The sequence below is a fragment of the bacterium genome (genome assembly GCA_030685015.1).
GTDB lineage: Bacteria > CAIWAD01 > CAIWAD01 > CAIWAD01 > CAIWAD01 > CAIWAD01.
Window position 1 is genome coordinate 85,610 of the sequence record JAUXWS010000100.1, and the last position, 20,008, is coordinate 105,617.

30 protein-coding genes and 1 pseudogene are annotated in these 20,008 nt (G+C 64.4%); all 31 read right to left on the reverse strand.

What is annotated here, in order from left to right:
* Positions 1 to 70 precede the first annotated feature (70 nt).
* The gene (locus tag Q8O14_14680) at positions 71 to 1,444 is read right to left on the reverse strand and encodes a PD-(D/E)XK nuclease family protein (GenBank protein ID MDP2361971.1); all 1,374 of its coding nucleotides are present in this window, start codon (positions 1,442 to 1,444) and stop codon (positions 71 to 73) included.
* A gap of 556 nt (positions 1,445 to 2,000) precedes the next feature.
* Positions 2,001 to 2,441, reverse strand: coding sequence for a helix-turn-helix transcriptional regulator (locus Q8O14_14685; GenBank protein MDP2361972.1), 441 nt, complete (start codon positions 2,439 to 2,441; stop codon positions 2,001 to 2,003).
* Positions 2,438 to 2,680 carry a hypothetical protein gene (locus tag Q8O14_14690; GenBank protein ID MDP2361973.1) on the reverse strand — a complete coding sequence of 81 codons (243 nt, stop codon included), beginning with the start codon at positions 2,678 to 2,680 and terminating at the stop codon, positions 2,438 to 2,440. Before Q8O14_14690 ends, Q8O14_14685 begins: the two co-directional genes overlap by 4 nt.
* A 136-nt stretch (positions 2,681 to 2,816) precedes the next feature.
* Positions 2,817 to 3,446 carry a hypothetical protein gene (locus tag Q8O14_14695; protein ID MDP2361974.1) on the reverse strand — a complete coding sequence of 210 codons (630 nt, stop codon included), beginning with the start codon at positions 3,444 to 3,446 and terminating at the stop codon, positions 2,817 to 2,819.
* Positions 3,447 to 3,539: 93 nt separating this feature from the next.
* Complete coding sequence (locus tag Q8O14_14700; protein ID MDP2361975.1) at positions 3,540 to 4,031, reverse strand: hypothetical protein; 492 nt, start codon at positions 4,029 to 4,031, stop codon at positions 3,540 to 3,542.
* A gap of 184 nt (positions 4,032 to 4,215) precedes the next feature.
* Entirely contained in the window at positions 4,216 to 4,503 is a 288-nt protein-coding gene (locus Q8O14_14705; GenBank protein ID MDP2361976.1) for a hypothetical protein, read from the reverse strand.
* Between the two features lie 76 nt (positions 4,504 to 4,579).
* Positions 4,580 to 5,053 carry a hypothetical protein gene (locus Q8O14_14710; GenBank protein ID MDP2361977.1) on the reverse strand — a complete coding sequence of 158 codons (474 nt, stop codon included), beginning with the start codon at positions 5,051 to 5,053 and terminating at the stop codon, positions 4,580 to 4,582.
* Positions 5,050 to 5,376 (reverse strand): hypothetical protein, encoded by a 327-nt coding sequence (locus Q8O14_14715; protein MDP2361978.1) that lies wholly within the window; start codon positions 5,374 to 5,376, stop codon positions 5,050 to 5,052. Before Q8O14_14715 ends, Q8O14_14710 begins: the two co-directional genes overlap by 4 nt.
* Positions 5,373 to 5,603 carry a hypothetical protein gene (locus Q8O14_14720; protein MDP2361979.1) on the reverse strand — a complete coding sequence of 77 codons (231 nt, stop codon included), beginning with the start codon at positions 5,601 to 5,603 and terminating at the stop codon, positions 5,373 to 5,375. Before Q8O14_14720 ends, Q8O14_14715 begins: the two co-directional genes overlap by 4 nt.
* Before the next feature lie 77 nt (positions 5,604 to 5,680).
* Positions 5,681 to 5,950, reverse strand: a pseudogene (locus tag Q8O14_14725) (MazG-like family protein).
* 274 nt (positions 5,951 to 6,224) lie between these two features.
* Positions 6,225 to 6,599 carry a hypothetical protein gene (locus Q8O14_14730; GenBank protein ID MDP2361980.1) on the reverse strand — a complete coding sequence of 125 codons (375 nt, stop codon included), beginning with the start codon at positions 6,597 to 6,599 and terminating at the stop codon, positions 6,225 to 6,227.
* Positions 6,600 to 6,659: 60 nt separating this feature from the next.
* A complete protein-coding gene (locus Q8O14_14735; GenBank protein MDP2361981.1) occupies positions 6,660 to 7,190 on the reverse strand; it encodes a hypothetical protein in 531 nt (176 codons plus the stop codon).
* Entirely contained in the window at positions 7,183 to 7,362 is a 180-nt protein-coding gene (locus Q8O14_14740) for a hypothetical protein (protein MDP2361982.1), read from the reverse strand. Before Q8O14_14740 ends, Q8O14_14735 begins: the two co-directional genes overlap by 8 nt.
* Positions 7,359 to 7,733, reverse strand: a complete 375-nt coding sequence (locus Q8O14_14745) for a hypothetical protein (protein ID MDP2361983.1) — start codon at positions 7,731 to 7,733, stop codon at positions 7,359 to 7,361. Before Q8O14_14745 ends, Q8O14_14740 begins: the two co-directional genes overlap by 4 nt.
* A complete protein-coding gene (locus Q8O14_14750) occupies positions 7,726 to 8,085 on the reverse strand; it encodes a zinc-finger-containing protein (GenBank protein MDP2361984.1) in 360 nt (119 codons plus the stop codon). Before Q8O14_14750 ends, Q8O14_14745 begins: the two co-directional genes overlap by 8 nt.
* A gap of 193 nt (positions 8,086 to 8,278) precedes the next feature.
* Positions 8,279 to 8,788 (reverse strand): hypothetical protein, encoded by a 510-nt coding sequence (locus Q8O14_14755; GenBank protein MDP2361985.1) that lies wholly within the window; start codon positions 8,786 to 8,788, stop codon positions 8,279 to 8,281.
* 1 nt (position 8,789) lies between these two features.
* Complete coding sequence (locus tag Q8O14_14760; GenBank protein MDP2361986.1) at positions 8,790 to 10,208, reverse strand: C10 family peptidase; 1,419 nt, start codon at positions 10,206 to 10,208, stop codon at positions 8,790 to 8,792.
* Positions 10,205 to 10,750, reverse strand: a complete 546-nt coding sequence (locus Q8O14_14765) for a hypothetical protein (protein MDP2361987.1) — start codon at positions 10,748 to 10,750, stop codon at positions 10,205 to 10,207. The genes Q8O14_14760 and Q8O14_14765 overlap by 4 nt, the downstream gene beginning before the upstream one ends.
* A gap of 67 nt (positions 10,751 to 10,817) precedes the next feature.
* Entirely contained in the window at positions 10,818 to 11,201 is a 384-nt protein-coding gene (locus tag Q8O14_14770; GenBank protein ID MDP2361988.1) for a hypothetical protein, read from the reverse strand.
* A complete protein-coding gene (locus tag Q8O14_14775) occupies positions 11,198 to 11,482 on the reverse strand; it encodes a hypothetical protein (protein MDP2361989.1) in 285 nt (94 codons plus the stop codon). Before Q8O14_14775 ends, Q8O14_14770 begins: the two co-directional genes overlap by 4 nt.
* Positions 11,475 to 11,900, reverse strand: a complete 426-nt coding sequence (locus Q8O14_14780) for a hypothetical protein (protein MDP2361990.1) — start codon at positions 11,898 to 11,900, stop codon at positions 11,475 to 11,477. Before Q8O14_14780 ends, Q8O14_14775 begins: the two co-directional genes overlap by 8 nt.
* Complete coding sequence (locus Q8O14_14785) at positions 11,897 to 12,187, reverse strand: hypothetical protein (protein MDP2361991.1); 291 nt, start codon at positions 12,185 to 12,187, stop codon at positions 11,897 to 11,899. The genes Q8O14_14780 and Q8O14_14785 overlap by 4 nt, the downstream gene beginning before the upstream one ends.
* Before the next feature lie 58 nt (positions 12,188 to 12,245).
* On the reverse strand, positions 12,246 to 12,851 hold the full coding sequence (locus Q8O14_14790; GenBank protein ID MDP2361992.1) for a hypothetical protein: 606 nt from the start codon (positions 12,849 to 12,851) through the stop codon (positions 12,246 to 12,248).
* 19 nt (positions 12,852 to 12,870) lie between these two features.
* Complete coding sequence (locus tag Q8O14_14795) at positions 12,871 to 13,362, reverse strand: hypothetical protein (GenBank protein MDP2361993.1); 492 nt, start codon at positions 13,360 to 13,362, stop codon at positions 12,871 to 12,873.
* Positions 13,359 to 13,625 carry a helix-turn-helix domain-containing protein gene (locus tag Q8O14_14800; protein ID MDP2361994.1) on the reverse strand — a complete coding sequence of 89 codons (267 nt, stop codon included), beginning with the start codon at positions 13,623 to 13,625 and terminating at the stop codon, positions 13,359 to 13,361. Before Q8O14_14800 ends, Q8O14_14795 begins: the two co-directional genes overlap by 4 nt.
* Positions 13,626 to 13,854: 229 nt before the next feature.
* The gene (locus Q8O14_14805; GenBank protein ID MDP2361995.1) at positions 13,855 to 14,280 is read right to left on the reverse strand and encodes a hypothetical protein; all 426 of its coding nucleotides are present in this window, start codon (positions 14,278 to 14,280) and stop codon (positions 13,855 to 13,857) included.
* 82 nt (positions 14,281 to 14,362) lie between these two features.
* On the reverse strand, positions 14,363 to 14,770 hold the full coding sequence (locus Q8O14_14810; GenBank protein MDP2361996.1) for a hypothetical protein: 408 nt from the start codon (positions 14,768 to 14,770) through the stop codon (positions 14,363 to 14,365).
* A 27-nt stretch (positions 14,771 to 14,797) separates the two neighbouring features.
* On the reverse strand, positions 14,798 to 15,409 hold the full coding sequence (locus tag Q8O14_14815) for a hypothetical protein (protein ID MDP2361997.1): 612 nt from the start codon (positions 15,407 to 15,409) through the stop codon (positions 14,798 to 14,800).
* A complete protein-coding gene (locus Q8O14_14820) occupies positions 15,399 to 16,718 on the reverse strand; it encodes an AAA family ATPase (GenBank protein ID MDP2361998.1) in 1,320 nt (439 codons plus the stop codon). Before Q8O14_14820 ends, Q8O14_14815 begins: the two co-directional genes overlap by 11 nt.
* Positions 16,711 to 17,091, reverse strand: coding sequence for a hypothetical protein (locus Q8O14_14825; protein ID MDP2361999.1), 381 nt, complete (start codon positions 17,089 to 17,091; stop codon positions 16,711 to 16,713). The genes Q8O14_14820 and Q8O14_14825 overlap by 8 nt, the downstream gene beginning before the upstream one ends.
* A 13-nt stretch (positions 17,092 to 17,104) precedes the next feature.
* Positions 17,105 to 20,005, reverse strand: a complete 2,901-nt coding sequence (locus Q8O14_14830; protein ID MDP2362000.1) for a CHC2 zinc finger domain-containing protein — start codon at positions 20,003 to 20,005, stop codon at positions 17,105 to 17,107.
* Positions 20,006 to 20,008: the final 3 nt, after the last annotated feature.

Genomic DNA, 20,008 nt, shown 5'->3' on the forward strand with positions numbered 1-20,008 from the left:
GCCTCACACGATGCTTTCTCAAATCTGAGAATCCGGCTCCCGTTTTCTCATTTCTGAGAAAGTGCATCGTTCATACACGAATCCTGCGCTTGGCTTTCGGCCGCTTCACGCGTGTCGGCTTGAGCTCCGTGTCCTCCACCGGCTGCTTGTAGGCTTGCAGCTTGGGGTTGGGCATGGTTTCGATCAGTGGCGCGATCTCGGCCTGCAGTTCTTTGAAGGCCGTGACCGTGAGCCGGCCCTGGGCGTCTTTCATGACCAGGTCGAATTCGGTCTTCGAGATGCGTCCAATGCGGCGCATGACTTCCGGGATGGTGCGTCGGTAGGCTTGGGCCAGCAGGCTGACCACCTGGTGCGGATCGAGGAAGGTGGTCTCGTTATTGGCGCTGGCGCGGAAGAGGTGGGTGGGCGTCTCGATCTGGTCGTGTCCGATGAGGTGGATTTTCATGAGGTCGGCCAGTTCTTCTTTCTGGCGGTAGAGGATCTTGGCGGCATCGGAGGCGCGTTCGTATTCGACGGCGATGGCGGCCAGGTCGTTGGGGTCGATGTGGGCTTCGGGCAAGCCGCGGGCGACGATCTCTTTCCAGAGTGGGCATCTGGTTTTGTGATCGCAGTAGGCGCAGTACTTGTTGAGCATGGGTTTGAAGTGGGTGCTGTTCTCGCATCGTCTGACGAGGGTGACGATTTGGTGGAGTGCGCGGTCGAGGTCGGACGCGCTGCGTGTGGTGCGTTGCGAGACGCCGTGGCGCAGGAGGACGAATTCGAAGTCGACGGGTGTTTCCGGCGTGACGGCCAGCGCTTCGGACTCGCGGATGGCGATCTCGTAGATGGACGGCTGCAGGGATTGCCTGAGTTCGTCCTTGGTGTAGTACAGGCGGTTGGTCTTGTAGTCTTTGATTCGGACGACGCCTTCTGGCGTGACCTCGAGGCGGTCGATGAATCCGATGAGGAGGATATCGCCGTCGGGTTCTTCGAGCACGAGTTCGAATGGCCATTCGAGCCCGATGATTTGGTCGGCGTAGAAGTCGCCGGCCTTGAGGTACTCGATGAGGATGGCCTGTGCGTCGGCCAGGATTTGGCCGCTTGCGGTGGGTTGTTCCTTGAAGGCTTGGGTGAGGCACTCGAGCATGAGTTTCTGGTGGCGGTTGATACGGCCTTTGAATCTGGCTTTCAGGAGGACGTGCCCAGCGAGTTCGAGTGCCTTATGGCACAGGGTGCCGAGTTCGGCTGGCGAAGTGATGCTTGGGATGGGCTTGACGCAGTCGGCGCCGTAGATCTTGGGGTCGAGGTACCTGGCCTTGTAGGCGAGTGGGCACCTGGCGTAGGCGTCGAGGCGCGAGAAGGACCAGTGGTCGTTATGGACGGTGAAGCCTTCGGGGATCTGCGGGTTGAGCAGGGGCACGTTTGGGGCGCAGGGCGCCAGGGGCGCCACGTGGGGCGTTGTCATGCAAGGGTCCTCGTGGTTGGGCGATGGTGGGGGTCGCGTGCCGTGTGGGGCGCCTGGGGCCGCTTCGCGGCGGGCGGGCGCGGCGGGCGGCGGGGGCGAAGAGGAAGACCGTCGGTTAGCGGGGAAACGTGCGCGCGGACGTGGGGCCAATGGCGAGAGGCTGTTCTGTACCCTCTCTGCCCAAAGGCTGCCAAAACCTGATTTTCCGGGGGTGTCTCCCTGTGGTCAAGCGACGAAAAAGCGACTGCCCGATGGACACTGCCCGCATCGACGTTTTTATTCTTAAAAAACAAAAAATCTATGTCAGTGCGGGCAGAGGCCAATGGGCAGGAATTTTGAGTGTCCAGGGTAGGGAGAGACCCCTGTGGGACGAGGTTTTGGCAATCTTTGGGCAGGCGCAAAGCTACGGGCTTGTCTTGTCGACCAGACCTGACCCAGTGCAAAGTGAACCAGTGGGGCAACAAGCTCAGACTAACTTGTATCACGGGAATATGGAAACTGACCCATTGGCTCACTTTGGATGTGAGGCAGGCGTGGTTTCGATTTTGCCAATTGTTCACAATTCCTCCCGCCACTCGCGGAGCAGGCGCGCTGGCGCGTTGTTGGACAGATCAATCCACTCCTGGATGCGCACGCGGTCTTCGGGATGCCCGGGCGCGCGAGTTCGATTCAGCCAATTGGAGACCGTGTTGCGTGGGTATCCCAGGACGTTGGCGAGTTGCCTGACGCTGAGGTTGAGGTCCTTCCTTTGCCCGCACAGGTCGGCCAGGAGTGGGTCTTTGATCTTGCCGCCAGGCGTGCGCTTGACGCGTGGCGCGCGCGGCGTGGGTGGTTTGCTGGCCTCTGCCTCCATCTCTGCGCGGGCCTTGTGCTCGCGCAGGTGGTCGCCCAGGGTTTGTTCCACGATGCGCAGGCGGTTGTCTATCTCTCGCATGAAGAGTGCGGCCTTGTCCATGCGCTCGCAAAGCCTGGTGATTTGGGCGCGGGTGTCGCTCATGGGTTACCATCCGCATTGGCGCGTGCAGCTTGTCGCTGCAGCAAGGACTTTTTCCAGGCGGCTTCGGAGAGCGTCCAACGCACGGCATTGTCGATGGCAATTGATGTAGATGTCTGGTTTCTAGGATTAGCCGAGGCGCTAAGGAGTGTGGTCTCGATGACTAGAAAGCGATCCCAGTTCGCCAGCAGCGTGTCGCATTCGTCGTCACTCAGCCAGTGCGGAAAATCGCAGGGCTTCATTCTGTCCGTCCTTTCGTTCTCGTTATCCTTGTCCTCCAATGTGTTCCGCTTCGTTGCGATGTCCACATGTCGCATGGATTTACGGCCGTTCCAAGGGCTGGGGCCCTTGGGCCGGCCCCGTGGTGCGTATTGTTGTTCAGTTCTGGCCGGGCACGCCCGCGGCCGCGTCGGAATGGCCAAGTGAGACGACCTTGCGGACAGCCATTGCATACGCCTGTCCAGCCTGCAGGCCAATGCGGCAAGCCGCGGCGAGCTCCTCGTTGACGAACTCTGCGACGATTCGCTCAACGGCGTCGCCGACCTGGCTGTCGGGGGGAAGCACGAGGCCCCGGTGGTAGCCGACCAGGCAGGCCCTGCAGATGTCCTCGATGGGCTGGATGCCCGCGGCGGACGCCTGGGCGGCCTCGATGTCCGCGTGGGCCTGCCGCAGCGACGTCACCAGCTGGGTGATGTGGTCGGCGACGCTGACGAGCTCGTCGTCGTCCTTGCCGGGGCGCAGGACGGCGTAGTTGGCGTCGGCGAGGGCGCGACGGGCGGCCACCAGCGCATCCAGGGGCGCCTGGGTGTCGCGCGCGATAGCCGCCTGGAAGATGCGCTTGCCCCAGTCGAAGGCCTGGGCGTAGGCGTTCCATTCATCCTGGGTGGTGAACTGGGCCTGTGCGGCGGAGAGGACCTCCTCCCTGGATAGCTGGCCGTCGGTGAGGCCGAGGTCGCGGCCTTTGATGTGGGCCTTGTTGATGTTGTGGATCTGGTCGGGCGTGTTCATTTCACTCGGCTCCTTGTTGTTCACAGTTGGTAGAGTGCCCCCACCAGCCCGTGCATGGGGCGTGGGCTGGTGGGTTGTTTCACGTGGAGGCACTCATGAATGCGGACGTGTTGACGTCACTTCTTGTTCAGTTCTACTTGAGCCCCGTGTATCATGGAGATCAGAAGAAGGCTCTGCAGGAGAATCCGCACAGGGCGATTTGGAACATCCACAAGAAGGCGGCGGCGTTTCTTGTGGAAGCGGAGACGCAGCCCGAGGAAGGAAATCCGATGGGGTGCGTGGTGAATCTGCCAGAGCTTCGGTAAGCGCATCACCAGCGGGTGAATCCTCCGGCATAGCCTTGGTCTTCACGACGAGCTCATTGTTGAGATGCAAGTACCAGTTGTGCTCATGCAGCACGGCGTGGGCGGCGTCCTTGGCCGTATTTGTCAGCAGATCGCGGAACGGCGTGGACGTGTGCGGGTGGTAGCTGGCGGCGAGTAGTGCCTGGTGCAGCTCCTGAAAGCGGCGCCAGCCGGCGTAGACGGCTGCCCGTTGGTGGAAGCTGAGGCGGCTGAAGGGCTCAGGGATGGTGTGCTCGGACATGGTGGTCATCCTTCCTTGATGGTGGTGGTGTTCCTTCGGACCCTTGCCCCGCAGGCCTTGCAGCGCGCCAAGCGCTTGCTTGTGGCGCGGGTTCCATGTCCGCACTCCGGGCACATGGATCCGTTCTGCAGGAGGATGGCCACCAAGAGGTACAGGCCTGGCCGGGAGGCAATGGATGGCGTGTTCATCTTCCTCCCTTTGCGAGAAAGCCTTTGTACCCGGCCAGCCATGCCTCGGCCTGCTCGTGATCGTTCTTGGCGTGGCGGTAGGTCGACGTGCCGGGATAGTTCTTGTAGGCGCCCATCGTTGTTTTGGCGGCGTCGGATGCCTCAGCCGCGGTGTTCTGTGCGCCACTCAGCAGCCCCCTCGCCTCGGCAAGCTCGGCGGCCTGCGACTCCAGCAGCGCGGCGGCACGATTGCAGTTGATTCCCCCGATCACCCTGATTGCTTTGGCGAGTTCTTTCGCGTCCATGTCACTCCTCCTTTGCGCCGATCGGCGCGGTTGGGGTTTTGGGTCTTATTGTCCTCGCTCTCTTCGGATGCGCTGGTCATGATTGCCTCCTGTAGTCGCTTGCCCGGCGGCCGTAGCACTCGCGGGCGTAGAGGCCGCGGCGTCCACACTTGCCCGCCTCGCATCTTCGATCGTTGTGCGGGATGGGCTGTTGGCTCCAGCGGCGGCCGAACTCCCCTTTGGTTGGCTTTGGACCTTGGGGGCGTGATCTACGTGGTGCTTTGGCCGTTCTGCGGTTGAACGGCCAGCGGGCGAGCAGCTTGGCCTTGATGGGTGCCAGCTCCTTGGGGAAGTGGGCCACCAGCTGCCAGCGCACCAGCATGATCCGCAGGCCCCAGCTCTCGCGGATGACGCCAAGGCCCCAGGGCGGGAGTTGGATGGCGGCCAACCACAGGGCCCAGGCGCTGCAGGTGGCGCCGTTGGCCCTGGGCGAAAACCATCCCCACTCGGCCTGGTGTAGCTGGTGGACGAACAGGCACGCGGCAAAGAGGCGGCGGCGTAGGCGCTTCATGCGGGCTGCCCTTCCCGCTTGGCAATCCCGCGCCGGTTCTCTTCCTCGTCGAGCCACCCGCGCAGTTCGGCAAGCACCTCTGGCGGGGCGTCGATGATGGCCTCGGGGAGCAGCTCGCGGACGAGGGCCAGGGGCGACTCCCCCGCCTCATCAAGGGCCGCGCATGCTTTCTCTGTGGCCGTCGTCGCCTCTTGCCTGTCGTTCAGTGCATCTTCCCACTCCTCGCCGCTCTCCTTGTCGGGATTGCTGTCGAGCAAGACGAATCGGTCATGGCACTTAGTTTGATGCTTTGCCGCCTCGATGAGCCTCTGCACGCTGTTCATTTCGCGCCCTCCACTGCCTCGTAAGTCGCCTCGAAGATGTCCGGCTTGCAGGGGTATGTTTCCCCCTGGATTCCTGTAATGATCCAGTCCCCAACGGTCACCAAGTGTGGCCCCTCAAGTGTGTCGATGATTGGGTTCCCTCTCGGGTCTGGGACAACCTTTTGGTGGTCGCCCATCTTGAACCACTGCACAGCGTCAATCACGACTGGCTTCTTGCGAAACTTCATTCCGCGTCTCCTTCCCGCTTGGTGAGGGCCGCGCACTCGGGGCAGGGCTGGGCCTGCTGCGCCCATTCCCACTTCCCTCGATCAAGGCACTCGACGATAGCGAGCGCTACGGCGGCTGTTTGGACGGCCTCCTCACGCATCCGATCCAGCCCGCCCTTGTTCCCACCAAAGCGCGTCTGGAGAGACGCCTGCGCCAGTTCTCCGACCTCCTCAGTCAGGATAGTCAGGTAGGTGAACGGGTCATGGTTCTGCTCGCCCCACTTTGCGTCTTGCCTGCCGCGTTCGTTTATGACCGAGGACAGAGCAGCACTGCAATTCTGCGGCTCTGGCTGGGCCTGCTGCGCCATGCAGCGGCGGAGGGCATGTTGAAGCACTGTTACAGTATGATCTGGATGCCAAGGTTCTTCAAGCGCGGTCAACTCCCCGTTCGTCAGCTCGAACCTCGCGGGCTGGGCTGGCTCGGCCCGGAGGCGGGAGAGCTCGGCATCAAGCGCCATGACTCGGCACTCATCATTTACGCATCTGCCGTTCTCGGTTTGGTGGCCGCAGTGCCAGCAATACTTCGTGTCCATCGTGCCCATCTGTCACTCCTCCCTTGCGCCAGAAGGCGCGGTTGCTCCCCTATCTCAACATCTCGATGTAGTGGATGGCGGGCGCGGTCCAGAAGGTCCCCAGGCCGGAGTGGTACCGCTGCCCTTCGTCGTTGATGTAGAACACGCGCCAATAGAGGCGTGTGCCTGCCGGCAGCGTGCCTGGGAAGCGGTAGCGCGTGGTTGTCACCTGGACCTCGATCAGCGGATTGTCCAGGGCCGGGTTGTCGGCCACCTGGAGCACCCAGTTGTGGTAGCCGGGCTTGGGAATCCAGATGAAGAGCGTGCCGGTGGTTGGAACAAAGTGCTGGCCATAGGTTGGCGTGACCAGCTCGGGGGTGTCCTGGGCGAAGGCGCCAAGTGCCAGGATGAGGGTGAGGATGAGGGCAAGTGCACGGTTCTTCATCGTTGGGTCTCCTATAGATGCGTGAAATCCTTGTCCATCAATGCGTTGTCAACTGTCGATCTAGTCCTTGGAAGATCCAAGCGAACGGTGCCACTGCCGCCATCCTGCCATCCAGCGGCCCAGCCAGCTGCTGGTTTGCTTGGTCGTATTATCCTGCGCCATCCGTAGCACCTGCTCCTCCAGCGCCGCCTGCCGCTTCCACGCCGTGTCCCGCTGGTGGATGAGGGCGTTCAGCGCGCCCTGCGTGGCTGGCTGTCCGTCCATGTGCGGCTGCAATCGATTGAGGTGCTTGACGTCAAGCTCAAGTTTGGCCTTGATCGCCTGGAGCCGCTCGTGCTCGTTATAGAAGGCCCGGCGAGACATGGTGGAGGTGGTCATGGCAAGCTCACGGAGCCAGATCTGGTAGCGGTCGTCGGCCGTGGACTTGCGGACTAGCGAGAGAGACGACATGGGAACGCGGCAGCGCTTGTTCAGCAACCAGGCGACGTCGGCGCCGGCAGCGAGTCCCGTCTTGGTGACGATGTGGGTTGTGTAACCGCCGATGGTGTGAAGCCGGACGCGGTCCCCTCGCTCGATAGTGAGCTCAGACATGTTCGGCTCCTTCTGTGGCCGGCCTTGCGCGTCGCGCCCTGGCCTTGTGGATGGTGGCCTCGATGATGGAGGTGTCGCCCCAGCGGGACGCCAGCTTGGCGATGGCGTTCTCCAGGTCGGCCCGCGTGACGGGCCCTCCGACGGTGATGGTCATGACGTAGGTGGGCTTCATTCCGGATCCTCTACTGCTTCGGGTTGGGGTTGGTCCACCAGGCTGCCGACGGTGGCCACGTATGCCTTGCGCGCCTTCGCATCCACCAGCACCAGGTCCATGGTGCGCGCAAAGGTCCGCCAGCCGGCGCGGGGCGTCAGCCAGCAGACTTGGCGGTCGGTGATGCCCTCGACGCGCCGCGGTGGGTTGTCAGCCGCCAGCGGCCAGTGGGCAAAGCGCGCCCAGCATCCAGCCACGATGGTGGGATTGGCGCTGCGCGGAACCGCGCGCGAGAATGATGTGCTGCCATTGGCGGTCTTGGGGCTTGCGCAAATCGCCACCTGGTCGTGTGGGATGTCCACCAGGCGCATGATGTCCTTGGTCTTATCCACGGGGTGTCGCTCCTGCCTTTTCGCTTCCAAGCCGCAGCACGCAGGCGACGAGGACGTGCAGGCATTGCCCGCGCGTGCACAGGCCGATGTGGGCCTCTTCGGGCTGGCACGCCAGGACCTGGGCCAGCCAGGCGTAGGCGTCCTCCCTTGCGCGTGGGCGCTCTTCGATGGGCCGGCTGTTCCAGACGAGGTCGAACACGCTGTGCGTGGCGTGCCGCCAGGCGCGCAGGCTGCTGGTGGCGGCCGCGGGTTCCACGGGCCAGCCGGATGGCTGGGCGCGCACCAGGCCCGTGCACGCTGGGTGGCTGGGGCAGCCCCAGAACAGGCCGTTGTTGCTGTTCTTGAGCGTCATGCGCCGATTGCAGCGCGGGCACCTGGGGCGCTCCGCTGCCGGGATGCCCAGGGCATGCGCGAGGTCGCGTGACTGCGCGGGGCACTGTCCAGCTGGCGGGGGTGGCGGTGGCGTGGTTGGCTTTGTGCCCAAGCCGCCCTTCTTGATGCTACCCTCGTGGATCATGCGGGCTGGCCGCCAACGACCTGGTGCTTCATGCCTTCACCCTCATTCGATACTCCTCCTCACGGGCATAGGTGCCGGCAAGCGACTGCAGGCCCCTGATTACCCGCATCGCTTCTTCTCGCTCGGGGAAATCGACCCTACTCAGGATATTGGATAGGTTGTTCAGGTTGACCTGCAGGTACTGGGCTGGCGTGTAGGTCTTTCGGCGTAGCCACTCTTCTTCGACTTGGCGATTCCACTCTTCGTCATCGGAGGCACATTCATGAGTCGATTCGTTTGTACTGGCGACATCATTCGTGTTGGAATCCATCAGGTGGTGGTGAGCTTCGTCTATGACAGCACCAGGGTGCAGGGAGTCTTCCTTGGCCCTGACGGGTATGCCCTTGCCGAGGACGTCACCTTCGTCGACGGACGTTGGGGTTTTGTCCACGATGGGACAGGTGATTTCCGTGCGGACTTGTTCGAGCACCTGATTCCCTTCGTTGACTTCCTGCGCAAGGTTGAGGGGTCGCAGAGGTGGAAGCGTTGATGCGGTCATCTCATGGCCTCCCGGAAGTCATCGCCGGGCGTCCGCTACCGGGATGCGTGAGGGGGCTCAGGCCCGTAACGAAGCTGCAGGGCTCCACGGGGTAGCGCCGGCCGGTCTTGTCCACCCAGGTGATGCGCCAGAAGGTGCGCGTGCTAGGCGCCAGGCCGCTGATGGTGTGCTGGGTGTAATGTCCCTGGAGGATGGCGCGGCGCGCCACGGGCGAGAATTGCGCGTTGTACGCGATGTCCAGCTCGATGCGGGCCATGTCCTGCCGAGGCTTCCAGCGCAGGAGCACGGCGTGGGGTGGGACGTTGTGATCGCCGTCGCGCGGGGCGATCAGCTCTTCGACGCGCGGTTGGATGCCGACCACCATGCCCTGGACGCTGGTGTAGTCGCGGATCCCGAATGGCGTGATGCTGTCCAGCGTGTACCAGCCGTTGTAGGACCCGCCCCAGCCGAAGTTGAGGTGCTTGTAGCCGTCGGATCGCCAACCATCCAGGTTGAATGCATGCCCGCCCGTGGGCCCTTGGCCGCGGTGGACGATGGGCCGGCCGGCCTGCAGCTCTTCTGGGATGAGTGCCTCCCATGTCTCCGGGGGCGTGGAGCTGCGCCACACCATGCGCGCCGTGTCGGCATAACGCAGGAAGAGGCGCAGGGCGGACACCACCATGGAGCTCTGGGCGCTGGAGCTGCTCGGGCCGTAATTCATGCGCACGCCCACGCCGGCCATGTAGAGCAGGCGCGCCACGGCGTCCGTGATGCCGGCGGCGGCCATGTCCTTCCATGCCGGGGTCTCCTCCGCCATGTACATGGTGATCTGGCCGTACCGATCGTGCTCGTAGCTCTGGACCCGCTGCCCGCGCCAGGGGTGCTGGTGGTGAAAGAGGACCTGGGCCAGGGCGACGGCCACGCAGCCCACGTAGGCGTGGCCACCAGGCCCTGCGGGATCGCTGGGGCAGTGGGCGTTCCACCCATTGCCCTGGTTCCATCTGGCGGCCAAGAGGGGTTGGATCTCGTCGACGGTGGGGGTGGCGGCGCGCCCGTTACTGTCCAGGAGGGCGTCCCACTTCTGGCGGTAGATGTTGCTCCTGGCGGCCTTGTCCGGATCCGCCTGGCGGGCCAGCAGGATCTCCGTGCCCCAGCCGTGGAGGAGCTCGGCCAGCCCGGGGTGCATGGCCTGGCCGGTGAGGAACTCCCCTGCGGCAGCCCAGCCCAGGATAGGCTCCGCTTGCATGTCGCCGGCGACGAGGGCGAAGCCAACACCGTCGGACACGATGTGGAGCCCGGGGAGCTCATCATCCAGGGTGATGGTGTCGAGGACGACGGGTGCCATGCGCACGGCCTCCAGCACGCGGGGGCGCTCGAACCTGGACAGCCACGTGCTGGCGGCCTGCAGGGCAAGCTCGGGGGAAACGGGTTCTGCGCTCATGCGGGGGTCCTTTCAGTCTGCGGGATGGCGGTTGCGGCCGGCTGGCCCAGCGTGCGTAGGTGGAGGTCGACGGCACCGGTCAGATCTGCGATGTCCATGGCAAGGCCAAGGACGTCGTGGTGGGCTGGCATTGGCCACCAGGTGGCGGGGAGCTCCGTGCCCTCGGCCGGCGGCGTCGACCAGCTGGTGCGGCCGATGATGCCCATGGCCTGAAGGGCTGCCAGGGCGTTCACCACTTGGGTCGTGGACAAGCGGGTGACCAGGGACAGCCCGCGCGTGGCGGATCGCTGGGGTCCCATGAGGCAGATGGCGCCCAGCACGCGGCGATGGGTGGGGCCAAGCCCGTCAAGTGCCGTGGTGGGGCGCAGCAGGCCATCAGCCGGGGCCTGTGCAGCGATCCACTCCGCGTCGGCCCTGTGCCGCAATTGCTCGTAGGTCTCGTTGTAGCGGCCGACACAGGCAATGGCGCGTCCACACGCTGGGCACCAGCGCAGTTCGACGGCGGTCTTGGGTGGGTCGGTTTCCATGAGGGGATAGCTCAAGTGGCGCATGGTGTTTGGGTTGCTGCAGGCGCAGGGCCCGGGCTGGTCAAGGCATTCCTTCACGTGATCATTCTCCTTCGACTGGTCGGGTCATGGCTCGGCTGATCGCGCGGCCCGTTGCGATGAACCAGGTGTCGCTGTGGGGCGGGATGTTCGCCGGGTTGTGGGCTTGGTCGGCTTGGCGGCGCTGGACGTCCACCAGCCCATGTTCGCAGCAGGTGTCCCACAGGCGCAGGCGGCGTCCGGGCTCGCCGGTTGCCAGCTGCTCTCTGATCTCCAGCTGAGTGAGGTGCGGGCGCAGGGCGTCCACCAGATCCTCCAGCAGGCGCTCGGCATAGGATCGCGGCAGGTCGGGCAGGTGGCGGTCGGGGATTTCCGCCTTCCAGCAGATGATGAGCGTGCAGTCCATCACGAGACGCGCACCGCGATCGGTTGGAAGCCCAGGGCTCATGGGTTGGTCCTAGCGGGGATGGCGGTCCAGTCTTGTGTGCGCAGCCAGGCCAGCAGGTCGATGCCGTCCATCGTGCCCTTCTGCCAGTGGGTGTCGATGTGCTTGCGAACGCGGGCCCGGGCGCGGCGCTGACGCACCTCGGGGGGAAGCTTCTGGTTCATCCGCTTGGCGATGGCCATGGCGCCGGCGCGCATTGCTTTGTCGATGGCGATCAGGCTTTCGGTGGTTCCGATGTAGGGCCGGCCCAGGAAGAAGTGCCCGGTTGCGGGGTGACTAGCCATGGATGTCGTCTCCCTTGCGCTGGGCATGCTGGGCGGCGTGAATGGCTCGTGTGATGCGCTTGGTGGCGTTCAGGACGTGGATCTGATTGTGGTAGATGGGCCCACCGGCAGTGACGGTATCCTGCAGGCAGCCCTTGACCAGGTCGTGCAGCTGGTTCTTGCGCAGGCCCCTGCATCGCAAGGCCACCAGGTGGGGTAGCTCGTCCCAGGACGTGTAGCGGGCGACATGCAGGGCGTCCATGATGTCGGCGAGCACCTCGGCCGCGCTCTTGGTGCTGGGCGGGGAGCCTTTGGTGGGTGCTGGCTGCTGCTCGGCTTTCGACTCGGCCTTCGGCTCGGCCTGCTGCTCGCAGACCTCGTTTACCAGGAATCTGTCGCCTGGGAGCAGGTCGTTGCGTCTGGAGCGATTGGGCGTCATGACGCACAGCCCTTCCTGCGCGCGTTGGCGGTTCTGGCTCTCAGGTGGGCACGCAGGAGGGGCGAGGGGCTGAAGGCAATCTGATGTTTGTCCTGGCCTTTCCAGGGCCGAACCCGGCACGCGAGGATGCCGATGTGCTCCAGGCTCAGGGCGTCACCGGGCTGCAGCGTCTCGGTCAAGTCCAGCATGGCCCGGATCACGTCGCCCACCGCCCGTTGCCCATCGCGCGCCGAGTATCCGTAGGCGGCGCGCAGGCGTTTGACCAGGTCCTTCTTCGAGTAGTTCATGCAGTGTCCTCGCATGGAGAGTGCCGGGGCCGCGGGCGCCCCGGCCGTCCGGGGTGGGCTATTCGCCGAAAGGATCGCCGGCTTCCGGCGCCTGCGTTCCCGCGTCGTCCTCGGGTTCGGGCACGGGTTGGCTGCGACGACGGCTGGGGGGCATGGGCAGCACCAGGGCGGGTGCCTTGCCGGCATCGTCTCCGTCTCCGTCTCCGTCTCCGGCGGCGGCTCCGGCTGCGGCATCCTGGCCCGTGGGCTTGCCCAGTTCGATGAGGGTCACGCGGCCGGTGAGCTCGTCGAAGTCCGCGCGGTAGTGGAACTCCTGCATGAACAGGGGGTAGCGCTTGCGCATGGCGTTCAGGTCATCGCCGGGCTGGCGCAGCTTGACCAGCAGTCCCTCCACGTAGGCGATCGTGGCCTGGCAGCGGATCACGTCGTTCATCTTCTCGCAGGACTTCAAGGCCACGGCCGCGGCATTTGAGTCGGCCAGCATGCTGCCGAAGATGGCGGGCCAGCCTGGGCTACTGGTGGTGGCCCGGAAGGTGAACGCCTCCTTCAGCAGGCGGTCATAGGCGTCCACGTCCGCGTTGGGTGGTTTCCCCTCTTGCCCTTCATTTGCTGCCTTCAGCCGGTCCGGATCGGGCTGGCGGGGTTCGCGCTTCTCGTGTCTCATGTGGGTCTCCATTTGGGTGTTACTGGTGGTGTGCATTTGGCGGGGGCGTGGCCTCGTCGCCACGATAGGCGGACAAGGCGACATCCAGAGTGGTGACGGCGTCATCGCGCAGGGTCGCGTCGCGGCGGGTTTCGGGGTGCATGACCGCCAGCAGCTCGCGCGCGCCGGCGAGGGCGTTCAGCATATTGGCCATGCGCAGGAGCAGGGATTCCCGGGCGCGCTTGTCGTCCAGGGCCGCGCCTTCCTGCACGCGCTCGCGCAACACGGCGGCTTCCAAGTGGCCCATCTCGCCCGTGCCCAGGATCACTTCGGCCAGCAGGGTTAACACGGCTGCAGCGGCCTCGGACTGCGCAGCCGTGGGCAGGGCGGCGTCCGACAAGCCGCGCGCCAGGCTGCGGCGCCACAAGGCGCGGTCGGAAGCCAGCCGGCGGCGCAGGTGGATGCGGAACCAGATGATGGCCGTGGCCACGGTGATGGCGACCAGCGCCAGGCAGGTGAGGGGGTGGATCATGGGGTTGGCTCCTGTCGATGGGAGAGGATGAAGTCAGCGACGTCGATGGCGCGGTAGAGGACGGCCTTGCAAACCTTGGTGTGGGCGATTCCAAGTCGCCCTGCTTGCCTACGGGTTCGAAGCGTGATGGGGCTGATGCGCAATACCTTAGCCAGTTCGTTCTCAGTTAGAAACGTTGGCAAGGCCGGCGAGGCGTAGCCGAGCTCTGCGTAGATGGCGGTGATGAGGTCCTGGCGCTGCGCGTCTCTGGTGGTGGTTGTCATCGTGCTGCCACCAGGCGGTTGATGCGCCTGGAGGCCCTTGCCATCTGGCGGCGTGTTCTTGCCAGCTGCTTCGTGCGGGACCGCCCGCGGCGCACCTTGGCACGACTTGCCTTGCGCAGGCGCTGTTCGGATTCAGTCAACCGAGGGGTGGCAGGTTTGCGGCGCGGGGATTGCCGGGGGCTGTTGGCCATCATCAGCGCCGTGGCCAAGAGGCCCATGCTGTGCGCGCTCACGCGTGGCCTCCTTCCATCAGCGGGTCGATGCCGTGGGGGCGCGCGCTGGGCGTGGTGTCCTCTTCTTCGATCCCTGATTCGGGCAAAGTCTCTAGGGTGTAGACCGGGATCCCGCGCTCCATGGCGTCTGCGTACTCATCGCGGCATCCTTGGCTCCGTGTCCAATCGCCTGCCATGAGCACGGCTTCGCAGGTTCGCATGAGGCCCAGTGTGCCAGCCAGCCAGAGCTCGTTGTCGATCTCGGGCGCCAGCCGGTCAAACCCGCCCGTGTTGACCGTGGGCATGACGGGGTACCAGCCGCGCCTGGCGGCCGCAAGGCCAGCCAGCTTGGCGCCCTGGACGTGCATGTCCGTCAGCTCGGGCGAGCCCGCCGTGTAGGGGTGCGCGATGTAGCAGCGCGGGGGGATGAAGGGGTGATGCAAGGGTCAGCCTCCGCCATTGGTGTTTCCCACCAACTGCGAGGCGAAAAGGGCGTTTTTGGACAGGGGGTGAGAAAAACTTCAGCTAGATCGGCATGATCTCGGCTTTCCAGGAACGCCGGATGATTACGATCTCGGCCGTCCGTGGAGATTGAAAGGCGGCCATTGGGCCCAGCTTGCGGCCTTCGCTTAGGTCGTCCATCAGGTCATGCAGCATGATCATGCCTGCCCGGCGGAACACGGCCCATGCGGCGCGCTGGCCATACTTGCTGCGGCCGGCAGCGATGTAGGCCTTCCGTGCACGGCGGATGAGGGCTTCCAGCCAATCCTCCCTGGCAAGGCCCGCACAGCAATGCTGCTTGACGGCGTCCAGATACGTGTAGCCCGATTCGTCCACGCCAAAGGCGGCCAGGAACTCCCAGTTGAGCCAGCGCGGCTCCGTGTTCACGTCGTGGCGCACGTGCTTGCGGCGTGGGGTCGATGGCTTCGCCATGGCGGGCAAGGCCCTCCGGATGGGTGGCTACGCTATCTCTCGCTGAAGCGCCATGGCCGCGTCCAGCAGGCGCAGGGCCTGGTCGCGTTCCAGCGGACGCGGCCAGCTGCCAATCACGGTCTGGCCATCCGCCAGGGACTGCAGGACATCAGCGGCCGCGGCCAGGCAATCCGCCTGCACCTCCATGAGCAACTGCAGCCGCAGGGGAAGCGGCTGCGCGGCGCTGGCCAGGATGCAGACCTGGTGGACGCTTCGGATCCGATCGCCCAGCACGGCTGGCGGGGAAGCCCGCACCTGCTCGATGATGGTCTCGAACTCGCGCGCCAGCTGCGCGGCCTCCTCCTGCGCTTGCGCCTGGACGAAGGCCCGACGGAGGAGATTGCGCGCGCTGATGCGCTCCGCCCTGCCCGAGTCCTCCCCGGACACGAGAAGGTCGCGTGCCGCCAGCTCATGCCTCTGCCGGGTCAGGAAATAGGCGCCGCGGATGTCGCGCGTGGAAAACGGTTGCAGGCGCCCGAGCTTCTCGTCCAGGGACAGGGCCTGCCGATCCAGTAGCTGCAGGATCTCCCAGGCGCCCGGCGTGGCGAAGAAGGCCGGCCGCTCGCCGGATGGCCATCGGTCGATGGCGTCAGTTGGCACTGGCCACCTCGCCATCCACGATGTGGATTCCAATCTCCTCGCTGGTGGCCAGCTCCATCAAGACCAGCACGCCGTGCTCGGCGGCCCACTCCGAAACCCGGGCCCGGGTCTTCTCAGTCATCATCGAGGCCTCGCGCAGGGCCAGGAACTTGAGCTTCGGATGCATGGCCGCGCCCATGGCCAGGGACACCTCCAGGCGCTGGGCGTCGCTGGCCTGCTCGAACGGCCGATCCTTGTAAGTCACCTGGCCCTCGTCGGTGATGGACAGCCCGTCGATGGGGAAGTGGGCTGACAGAATCACTTGGCTGATCTCGTCGTCGACGGCGTCAATGCGGGTCGTCAGATCGGCGCTCTCTTTCTGCAGGCCCTTCACCGAGGTCTCCTCCTCGCGGTAGCGCTGGGCGCCGCGCGCCTTCTCGTTGGTCTCCTCGGCCGTGGCCAGCTGGGTCTCCAGGTCCTGCAGCTTCGGATCCACCAGCGCATCCACCTCGGCCTTCAGATCGCGGCCCGTTTCCACCAGCTCAGTAACGCGCGTGCGCGCGGCTTCCAGCTCCTCTTCCAAGCGCTTGACCTCGGCCTTGGCAGTGACATGCGCCTGGCGCAGATCTTGGAGTTCCTGCCGCTTGGCGTCGTGGGCCTTCTTCAGCGCTCTTGCAGCTTCCAGATCCTGTGACAGCTCGGTCAGGCTGACCAGCGCTGGCGCGTCCTTGCCCGGCATGGGCAGCGCCTCCAACCTGGACTCGGCGCTCTTGAGGTCGCGGTTCACGTCGGTGCGCTGGTCGTACACGATCTGGCGCTTCTGTTTCAGCGCATCGATGGGCGCTTTCACGCCGGCCATATCGATCAAGACGCGACTGCGCCCTTCGGGCTTCATGCGGATGAACTCGGAGGGGTCGAAGGTCAGCGTGTTGAAGAAGGCGTCCAGGATGGTCTGCGGGCTGGGGAAGCTCCCCTTGTCCGGCGTCCAGATCTTCAGGCCCCAGCCGCCCTCAACCGTGACGGTGCGTGTCACGCGGATCCGGCGCAGGCTCTCCGGGCATGCGTCGTCCTCGGGGGCGAGGTCCAACGTGATCTCCGCCTGCTCCGCGCCCTCGTGCACGGGCTCGCGCGGCGTGACCTTGGCGCCGCCCAGGGCGGTCCAGATGGCCTGGATGACGCTGGTCTTGCCCTCGCCGTTCTCGCCGGAGAGGATGGCGGTGTGGGCCTTCGGGTCGAAGGCGATCTGCACGGCCTTCAGGCGCAGGAAGTTCTCGGCCTTGAGGGCGATGATGCGGTAGCTGTCCGCCAGTTTGTGCGGTTCTTTAGGCATGGGGCGTCTCCAGGTTGGTGCTGTGTTGCAGGCGATTCATGCGCGCCCAGACGTCGTGCAGGGCGGCGCGGTAGGAATGATCGGCGGCGGCCGTGGTAGCGGCCTCGGTCTTGAAATTGAAATAGGTGATGCAGCGTGCGAGGGCCTCCACCACAGCCCGGAGCTGGCGCTCGTCCACGATGATTCGCCAGCGGTAGTCGGCGCTCGGCGTTTCGATGATCTGGCCCAGGGACATGCGGGCCATCATATCCAGGTCCATGTGGACGGAGAGGCGTTCCAGGTGCTGGCGGTCGCGGGCCCGGATCTGGTAGCGGTCCGGTTCCAGCCGGCTGCGGGTGATGCTGTAGTAGCCCAGGGTGGTGAACAGCCACATGGGATTGGTCCTTTCAGAAGGGGAGGTCTTCAGCGTCGTGGATGGTGGCCTGGACCGGGCGTGGTGCGGCCTGGGGCGGGGCAGGCGCGGCACTGGCGAGAACTGTGGGCTCGCTCACCGCTTCTTCGGCATCGAGGCCGTGCATGCGTTGCAGGGCTTGGCGCAGGTTGTCGGGACGGATCTTGAGAATTCGCTTGCGGGCGCCACCTACAGTGATCCTGGTGATGTCGGCCTCTTCGATGACGTGCTGTGTCTTGAGTAGGTTGGTTAGGCGGTTGCTGGTCAAATCTTTTTCGAATGGCCATGCACCGTCTTCATCGAGTTCAGCCTGGATGGCCTTGGCAAGCCCCTTGCCCACGAACTTCCACGCCTCTCCAAACACATCGTAGTCGCGCTGGTTGTCGCCGGTGATCAGGTTGAGGGTGGTCTGCAGGATCAGGATGTCGACGCTTTCCCGGCGGGCTTCTTCCTCGCGCTCGGCTTCCTTTTTGCGCTGTGTTGTCAGGATGATGTCCACCAGGGACTTCGTCTCATCCCACTGCGCGTCCTGATCAACCAACCGTGCCATGGCAATCAGGGATATCCAGATCTCGTACTCTCGGTTCTCGATCTCAGTGTAGGCTCCCATCAGGTCCACCGTGTAGATCCGCCAGACCTCATGGAACCGGGTCAGCGCCATGCAGTGCATCATGTTCCGCAGATCCGCAGACAGGCGTGCAACTTCTTCCACTTTCTGCGCGTGGTGAAACAGGTTGATACCCTTCTGCTTGCGAAGGCAGTGAATGGTGACACATCGATTGCCAAAGACCGGATCGATCTTGCTGATGCTTCCCAGGCATTTTGGGCTGAACGCATCGAAGGCCTCGACCTGATTGGTCTCCGTGTTCATCCGGTACACCAGTGCCCCATCTGCGTAGGAGTCCAGGAAGAGGGAGCGGGTGGCGGCTTCGATAGTGCCAGCTTTTGGGAAGGACAGTTTCTCTGCTTCGTCCATGAGCAAGGTGGATTGGGATCCATCTACCGTGCGGTAGAGGGCTGCGTCGGAAATGTTGGACGTCTTGATGGCGTTGAAAGCAAGGGATTCGATAAAACGAAGACTGAGGCTCTTCCCTGATCCAGACCCTCCGTTGAAGTGCAGATATCCCACACGACCGAACACTGGGAAGAAGTAGGTCATCATGACCCAAAGGGTCACGATGTCGTACTCATGATCGGCGGGGTACCAAATGAACCGCTTGATCAGGTCACGCATCCGCATGAAGACCTTGGCCGCGTTGGGCGTATTGCCCTCCGGATCCGCCAGCAAGCGTTCCATGCTGAATGGGGCATCCCCGCGTGTCCACCGGGGCAGGCCCTCGTTGGGGAAGCGGATTCGCCCCTTGGATTGGGTGGACCGCTCCGCGTAGGGCACCAGGGAAACGACGGCTTTGCCATCCTGGCTGGTCGATTCGATGACAAACGGGGAGTACGGCTCATCGGACCTGGGGCGCAGCCACACGCCGATGTTGGCTGTGGGGGTCTCGCGGAAGTCAAAGCCCAGGGCCGCCCGATAGGGGACCTCATCCTTGAAAACGACGCCCGAACCTGGCGTTGGTTGTGCGGATGTCGATGGGGATTCCTGCGCCTTGAAGGTCAAAGTGGGGGCGGGGATGGTCTTGGCCTGGGCCCTCATCATCTCACGCAGGGATGTTGGGCGTGATCCGACTTGCGCGGCAATGGTCTTGAGATGAATGTCCTGCAGGTTGCCTTCCAGCGCTCTGACATCGGCCAGCAGTTCGCGCAAGGTAGCCTGGGCGTCGCGGGTCAGACGCTCGCCTGCCTTCACGTCGGGCAGCTGCGCGATCTGGTACTCCACCAGGTCCGGCGCGCCATCCAGCAGCGCCTGGAACTCCTCCTTGGTCCCACCAGCCCGGGCCCAGTCGTTGAGGTCATTTACCTCTGGCATGTGCAGGATGCAGACCTCGCCATCCGGCATGGCGGCCTGGATGGCCCGCGCTGACTTCAGCACTCGACCGCGGCCGGTGTCGTCGTTGTCCCAGATCAGTGTCACGCGGCGCTGCCCGCGGAACAGGTCCGCATGCTTGGAAGCCTCCACGCCCAGGCACGCGACGGCCTGGTGTCCAAACTGCATGGCCGTCCAGCAGTCGGGGACGCCCTCGGTCACCACCACCTTGCGGGACTTGTGACCGAGGGCATCCTCGTTGTAGAGGCCTGCCGGCTGGCCGGCCAGGTGCATGTACTTGCGCTTTTCAGTCGGATCCAGCGTGCGGAAGGTCATGCCCGTCACGCGCTGGCGGGCGAGTAGGGGGATGGACAAGCGCGGGCCAAGGAAGAGGATGTTGCCGCTCTTGTTACGCAGGCCGGCGGCGTCGAAGTCCTCCTTGCTGAACGCCTCCAGCCTGGGGTGCCGTTCACGCCACTCATAAAGCTTCTGCAGGTCCAGGAGGCCCAAGCACTGATCCTTGATCAGATCCTCCGTGAAGCCGCGGGAAAGCAGGTAGTCGCGCGCGCTGGCAGCCGTCGAGTTTTCCATGAGCAGCCAGCTGTGGGCCACCTGGGCGACAACGGTCAGCACCTCCTCACGCTGGTGCCTTGCCTCGACTTCGGCCTTCTCTTCTTCGGTGGGCGGCCGCATCTCGATGCCCAGCAGGTCGGCGCTGATCTTGACAGCCTCCTTGAAGGACACGCCCTGCTCGGCCATCACATAGTCAATGGGGCTGCCACCACACGGGGTCGTCTGGTGGCTGGGGCACCACCAGGAGTTGGTCTCGCTGTAAACGATGAACGATCCGTTTTTGTCCGCGTGGCCTGGGAGCGGGCAGCAGATGGGCTTTCGTCCCGTGTGATGCGGAACGAGCTTGTCCATGGTCAGATCGTGCTTGATGCGCTCGACGAGGTCCCGGTAGTGGCCCACGTG

Coding starts and splice junctions, on each gene's coding strand:
- Q8O14_14680 (MDP2361971.1), bottom strand. CDS start 1,444: ATGACAACGCCCCACGTGGCGCCCCTGGCGCCCTGCGCCCCAAACGTG.
- Q8O14_14685 (MDP2361972.1), bottom strand. CDS start 2,441: ATGAGCGACACCCGCGCCCAAATCACCAGGCTTTGCGAGCGCATGGAC.
- Q8O14_14690 (MDP2361973.1), bottom strand. CDS start 2,680: ATGAAGCCCTGCGATTTTCCGCACTGGCTGAGTGACGACGAATGCGAC.
- Q8O14_14695 (MDP2361974.1), bottom strand. CDS start 3,446: ATGAACACGCCCGACCAGATCCACAACATCAACAAGGCCCACATCAAA.
- Q8O14_14700 (MDP2361975.1), bottom strand. CDS start 4,031: ATGTCCGAGCACACCATCCCTGAGCCCTTCAGCCGCCTCAGCTTCCAC.
- Q8O14_14705 (MDP2361976.1), bottom strand. CDS start 4,503: ATGGACGCGAAAGAACTCGCCAAAGCAATCAGGGTGATCGGGGGAATC.
- Q8O14_14710 (MDP2361977.1), bottom strand. CDS start 5,053: ATGAAGCGCCTACGCCGCCGCCTCTTTGCCGCGTGCCTGTTCGTCCAC.
- Q8O14_14715 (MDP2361978.1), bottom strand. CDS start 5,376: ATGAACAGCGTGCAGAGGCTCATCGAGGCGGCAAAGCATCAAACTAAG.
- Q8O14_14720 (MDP2361979.1), bottom strand. CDS start 5,603: ATGAAGTTTCGCAAGAAGCCAGTCGTGATTGACGCTGTGCAGTGGTTC.
- Q8O14_14730 (MDP2361980.1), bottom strand. CDS start 6,599: ATGAAGAACCGTGCACTTGCCCTCATCCTCACCCTCATCCTGGCACTT.
- Q8O14_14735 (MDP2361981.1), bottom strand. CDS start 7,190: ATGTCTGAGCTCACTATCGAGCGAGGGGACCGCGTCCGGCTTCACACC.
- Q8O14_14740 (MDP2361982.1), bottom strand. CDS start 7,362: ATGAAGCCCACCTACGTCATGACCATCACCGTCGGAGGGCCCGTCACG.
- Q8O14_14750 (MDP2361984.1), bottom strand. CDS start 8,085: ATGACGCTCAAGAACAGCAACAACGGCCTGTTCTGGGGCTGCCCCAGC.
- Q8O14_14755 (MDP2361985.1), bottom strand. CDS start 8,788: ATGACCGCATCAACGCTTCCACCTCTGCGACCCCTCAACCTTGCGCAG.
- Q8O14_14760 (MDP2361986.1), bottom strand. CDS start 10,208: ATGAGCGCAGAACCCGTTTCCCCCGAGCTTGCCCTGCAGGCCGCCAGC.
- Q8O14_14770 (MDP2361988.1), bottom strand. CDS start 11,201: ATGAGCCCTGGGCTTCCAACCGATCGCGGTGCGCGTCTCGTGATGGAC.
- Q8O14_14775 (MDP2361989.1), bottom strand. CDS start 11,482: ATGGCTAGTCACCCCGCAACCGGGCACTTCTTCCTGGGCCGGCCCTAC.
- Q8O14_14780 (MDP2361990.1), bottom strand. CDS start 11,900: ATGACGCCCAATCGCTCCAGACGCAACGACCTGCTCCCAGGCGACAGA.
- Q8O14_14785 (MDP2361991.1), bottom strand. CDS start 12,187: ATGAACTACTCGAAGAAGGACCTGGTCAAACGCCTGCGCGCCGCCTAC.
- Q8O14_14790 (MDP2361992.1), bottom strand. CDS start 12,851: ATGAGACACGAGAAGCGCGAACCCCGCCAGCCCGATCCGGACCGGCTG.
- Q8O14_14795 (MDP2361993.1), bottom strand. CDS start 13,362: ATGATCCACCCCCTCACCTGCCTGGCGCTGGTCGCCATCACCGTGGCC.
- Q8O14_14800 (MDP2361994.1), bottom strand. CDS start 13,625: ATGACAACCACCACCAGAGACGCGCAGCGCCAGGACCTCATCACCGCC.
- Q8O14_14810 (MDP2361996.1), bottom strand. CDS start 14,770: ATGGCGAAGCCATCGACCCCACGCCGCAAGCACGTGCGCCACGACGTG.
- Q8O14_14820 (MDP2361998.1), bottom strand. CDS start 16,718: ATGCCTAAAGAACCGCACAAACTGGCGGACAGCTACCGCATCATCGCC.
- Q8O14_14825 (MDP2361999.1), bottom strand. CDS start 17,091: ATGTGGCTGTTCACCACCCTGGGCTACTACAGCATCACCCGCAGCCGG.